At 73.5% G+C, this 4290-nt stretch carries 4 protein-coding genes; 2 read left to right on the forward strand and 2 right to left on the reverse strand.

The genetic code is table 11. From position 1 onward, the window contains the following. Window positions 1-196: YdeI family protein (locus CQZ88_RS21170; protein WP_146034348.1), on the forward strand; the 196-nt coding region annotated here is incomplete at its 5' end. 22 nt (window positions 197-218) lie between these two features. After that, on the forward strand, window positions 219-1103 hold the full coding sequence (locus tag CQZ88_RS21175; RefSeq protein WP_006945819.1) for a sucrase ferredoxin: 885 nt from the start codon (window positions 219-221) through the stop codon (window positions 1101-1103). A 60-nt stretch (window positions 1104-1163) separates the two neighbouring features. On the opposite strand, the gene CQZ88_RS21180 is transcribed toward CQZ88_RS21175, so the two are convergent. Together CQZ88_RS21180 and CQZ88_RS31495 are read right to left on the reverse strand one after the other, a co-directional pair. After that, window positions 1164-3152, reverse strand: a complete 1989-nt coding sequence (locus tag CQZ88_RS21180) for an SDR family oxidoreductase (protein ID WP_102800252.1) — start codon at window positions 3150-3152, stop codon at window positions 1164-1166. 32 nt (window positions 3153-3184) lie between these two features. Then, a partial coding sequence (locus CQZ88_RS31495; RefSeq protein ID WP_258008710.1) for an MMPL family transporter occupies window positions 3185-4290 on the reverse strand: 1106 nt, incomplete at its 5' end.

Genomic DNA, 4290 nt, shown 5'->3' on the forward strand with positions numbered 1-4290 from the left:
CGCGCAGGTGCCGCAGGACTTCCTCGACGCCCTCGCGGGCAATCCCGCGGCGCAGGCCTTCTACGACACGCTCGACGGCCGCAACCGGTACGCGATCGTGTACCGGCTGCAGGCCGCGAAGCGCCCGGAGACCCGGGCACGCCGCATCGAGGCCTTCGTGCAGCAGCTCGCGGAGGGCCGTCGCTTCCACGACTAGCTCGGACGGACACAATGGGCGGGTGAGCCTTGCCTTTCCTCCTGCCTGCTCGGCGGCCTCCGCGCTGGACGAGCCCCTGCCCGGCACCGCGGCGACCGCCCCCGGCTGGGTGTGCCTCGAGATGCCGTCCGGCTGGGGGCGCGACGTCCTCGACGGCACCGCTCTCGGCCCCGGCCTCGCCGGCGAGATCTCGGCCGCGGCCGACGCCGTCGGAGTGCGGTTCCTGTTCGTCCGGCGGCCCGGTCGTGACACCGCCCGCCGCGGCGACGGCCGCACCGTGCTCTTGGCCCGCTCCGATCCGGGCGGCAGCTGGTGCGAGCGGCTGGAGGTCGGGGAGCCGAAGGAACTGCTCGACCTGATCCCGCGCATCGTCGCCGGCCCGGCGCCCGGCCTCGGCCGTGCGCAGGACCGGCCCGTCGCGCTGGTGTGCGCCCACGGCAAACGGGACCGGTGCTGTGCCGTGCTGGGGCGCCCCGTGGCGGCGGCGCTGGCTGCGGAGTTCGGCGACGACGTGTGGGAGTGTTCGCACACCGGCGGGCACCGCTTCGCCCCGTCGCTGATCCTGCTGCCCACGGGCTACACCTACGGCCGGCTCGACGTCGCGCAGAGCCGGGACGCCGTGGCGGCCGCCGCTCGCGGCGAGGTGTATCTGCCGGGGTTGCGGGGGCGCAGCAGCTGGTCCGCGGCCGGGCAGGTCGCCGAGATCGCGGTGCGGGGGCAGGTGCCCGCGGATGCGGACGCGCTCGTCGTCGACGAGGGCGACGCCGGAACGGTGGTGCGGCACCGCGACGGTCGCCGCTGGCGCGTGCAGGTCGAGACCCGGCAGTTGCCGCCGCGTCCGGTCAGCTGCGGCGCCGATCCGAAGCCGGTGCGACCGCTGATGGCGACGGAGACAACTGCGCTCTAGTGCGGTGTGTCCTTCGGGCGGCCGGGACCGCCCGAAGGACACACCGGCGGCGCAGCCGCCTCACCAGTGCACGCCGGGCAGTAGCCGGCCGATCCGGCGCAGCACCGCAGGGTTCGGCAGCACCGGACGGGGCAGCGCCCGCGGCTGCGGGGGTGCGTCGGCGGAGGCGCACTGCTCGCCGCGCGCGGCGGGCGCGTCGGGGTAGGCGTGGTAGTAGAGCGAGAACATCCGGTCCCGCAGGCCCGGCGCGAAGATGCCGCCGAGCTCGCCGAGGGTGCCGATCGGCACGTCGATGCGTTTGGGCCGTTCGACGAGGGCCCGGACCACCATCCGCGCGGCGTCCTCCGGGCTGATCGCCGGACCCGGGTTGTACGCCCCGCTGGGCTCGATCATGGGGGTGCGCACGAGCGGCATGTGAATGGTGGTGAAAGTGATTCCGTCGTCCCGGGTTTCGGAGGCGGCGACGTCGGCGAACCCCTCGAGCGCGGACTTCGAGGCGATGTACGCGGCGTATCGCGGGGTGCGGGCCTGCACCCCGGCGGTGCTGATGTTCACGATGTGCCCGAACCGCCGTGCGCGCATGTGCGGCACCAGGGCCAGGGTCAACCGCACCGCACCGAAGTAGTTGACCGCCATGGTGCGTTCGAAGTCGTGCAGCCGGTCCGTCGAGTGGTACAGCCCGCGCCGGATGGAGCGTCCCGCGTTGTTGACGAGCATGTCGACGTGGTCGTGCTCGGCGAGGACCGCCTGCACGGTGCGCTCCACCGCCGCCGGGTCGGTGAGGTCACACGGATACGCGTACGCGCTGCCGCCGCCCGCGCGGATCGCGGCGACGACTGCGTCGAGTGCCTCGGCGCGACGGGCGAGGGCGAAGACCACGGCACCCTCGCGGGCCGCGGCGATCGCGCTCGCCCGTCCGATCCCCGAGGAGGCACCGGTGATCAGCACGTGCCGTCCCACGAGCGGTCCACGCGGATCGTCGCGGCGGGCACGGCCGGGGGCGAGGTGCTCGCGCCAGTAGCGCCACAGCACGGGGGCGTAGCCGGCGAACTCGGGCAGCGTGATGCCGCTGCCGCGCAGGGCTTCCCGGGTGCTGCGGTCGGCGAACCGGCTCGGGAAGGTCAGCTGGCCGAACACGACCGGTGGGATGCCCGTCCGTCGCAGTGCGAGGCGTCGGGCGGTCTTCAGGCCGGGAAGCGCGGTGATCGACAACAGCGGACGTGCCAGCGCGCCGGGCACGCCGGCGACGGGAACGGGGGCCCCGGCCGCGGCGGCCAGCGCCGCGAACACCTCGCGGACCGGTTGCGGGCGGGAGACGAGGTGGAAGGTGCGCCCGTCCAGTCCGGGACGATGCATCAGTTCGACGATCGCGGCCGCGACGTAGTCGACCGGCACCAGGTTGGTGTCGCCGAGGTCGGGCAGGACCAGCGGCAGCCGCGACGGCAGCGCCGCCAGCGCGGCCAGGGCGGGAAAGAAGTAGTAGGGGCCGTCGATCTTGTCGATCTCGCCGGTGGTGGAGCTGCCCACGATCGCGGACGGCCGGTAGATGCGCCGGCGCACCCGGCTCGCCCGGACCGCCTTCTCGGCCTCGAACTTGGTGCGGTGGTAGGGCGACGGGAAGTGCTGGCCCAGGTCGAGGTCGTCCTCGGCGAACGTGCCGCGGTGATCACCGGCGACGGCCACGGACGAGACGTGGTGCAGGGTCGCGCCCAGCTTCTCCGCGAGGGCGATCACCGCGCGGGTGCCCGCCACGTTCGTGGTGGCCTGCTCCTCTCCGGCGGTGAGGTCGTAGATGGCGCCGAGGTGCAGGACGTGCTCGGCCGGCGGAATCGTCGCGGCCTCGAGTCCGAGTCCCGGCTCGGTGAGATCGCCGAGCAGCGGGTGCAGCCGGGTCCCACCCTCCAGGCGCGCGGAGAGGGCCTCGAACTTCGGCAGCGACGCCGGCCGGACCAGCACATGGACGTCGGCGTCCGGGTGGGTCGCGAGCAGTCGCCCGAGCACGTGCGTGCCGAGGAAGCCGGTGCCGCCCGTGACGAGGTACGTGGCCATGGCCCGAACCTACTGCAAGGTAAGAACGGATTCTAGTGTCCGATGCCGACCTTCGCGTGCACCCGCTTCATCCACGCCGGCGCCCACCAGTTCGCCTCGCCCATCAGCTTGACCAGCGACGGCACCAGCAGCATCCGCACCACCGTCGCGTCGATGATCAGCGCGAGGATCATCCCCACACCCAGGAACCGCATGATCGACAGGCCCGAGATCGTGAAGGCGCCGGTCACCACGATCAGCAGCAGCGCCGCCGAGGTCACCACCCGGCCGGTGCGTTCGGTGCCGAACCGCACCGCCTCCTCCGTGCTCGCCCCGGCGGCCCGTGCCTCCACCATGCGCGACATGAGGAACACCTCGTAGTCGGTGGACAGGCCGAACACCACCGCCAGGATCAGCACCACGAAGCTCGGCTCCAGCGGGCTGGGGGTCACGCCGAGCAACTCCGCTCCGTTCCCGAGCTGGAACACCCAGGTGAGCACGCCGAACGTGGCCGCCAGGCTCAGGCCCGCCATCGCCACCGCCTTGAGCGGCAGCACCACGGACCCGAATGCCAGGAACAGCAGCACGAGGGTCGAGAGCACCATGATCGCGATCATTGCCGGCATCGACCGCGCTATCGCGGCGTTGCTGTCGTCGACCATCGCCCGGCCGCCACCGACGAGCAGGTCGGTGCCCGGCGGGGGCGGCAGATCCCGCAGTTCCCGGACGATCTCGCCGGCCCGCGGCGTCTCCTCCACGCCCTGTGCGTACAGCGCCTGCAGCACCACGACGTCGTTCCGCGAGGCGACGGTGACGGTCTGCGCGACGCCGTCCACGTCCGCCGCCGCGCGGGACACCGACGTGACCACGGCCGGGGCGGGCCCGGAGCCCTCGTCACCCCTCAGCACGAGCGTGACGCCGTTGCCGGTGGAGGGGAATTCGTCGAGCAGCGTCTGGGTGGCGGCACGCGCCGGGTCGCCCGCCGGCAAGGCCGTGTACTCGATCTCCCCGAAGGAGGCGCGCAACAGCGGCGTGGCGAGCAGCAGCAGGCCGGCGGTGATGGTCACCGCGACCAGCGCCGGCCGGCGCATCACCTTCGTCACCACCGCCCCCCAGAAGCGCCGGGCCCGGGCCTCGCCCCGCCGCGCCGCGCCCTCCC

The organism is Rhodococcus sp. ENV425 (genome assembly GCF_002887785.1).
In the GTDB taxonomy this organism is placed as follows: domain Bacteria; phylum Actinomycetota; class Actinomycetes; order Mycobacteriales; family Mycobacteriaceae; genus Rhodococcus; species Rhodococcus aetherivorans.

Coding starts and splice junctions, on each gene's coding strand:
- CQZ88_RS21180 (WP_102800252.1), bottom strand. CDS start 3,152: ATGGCCACGTACCTCGTCACGGGCGGCACCGGCTTCCTCGGCACGCAC.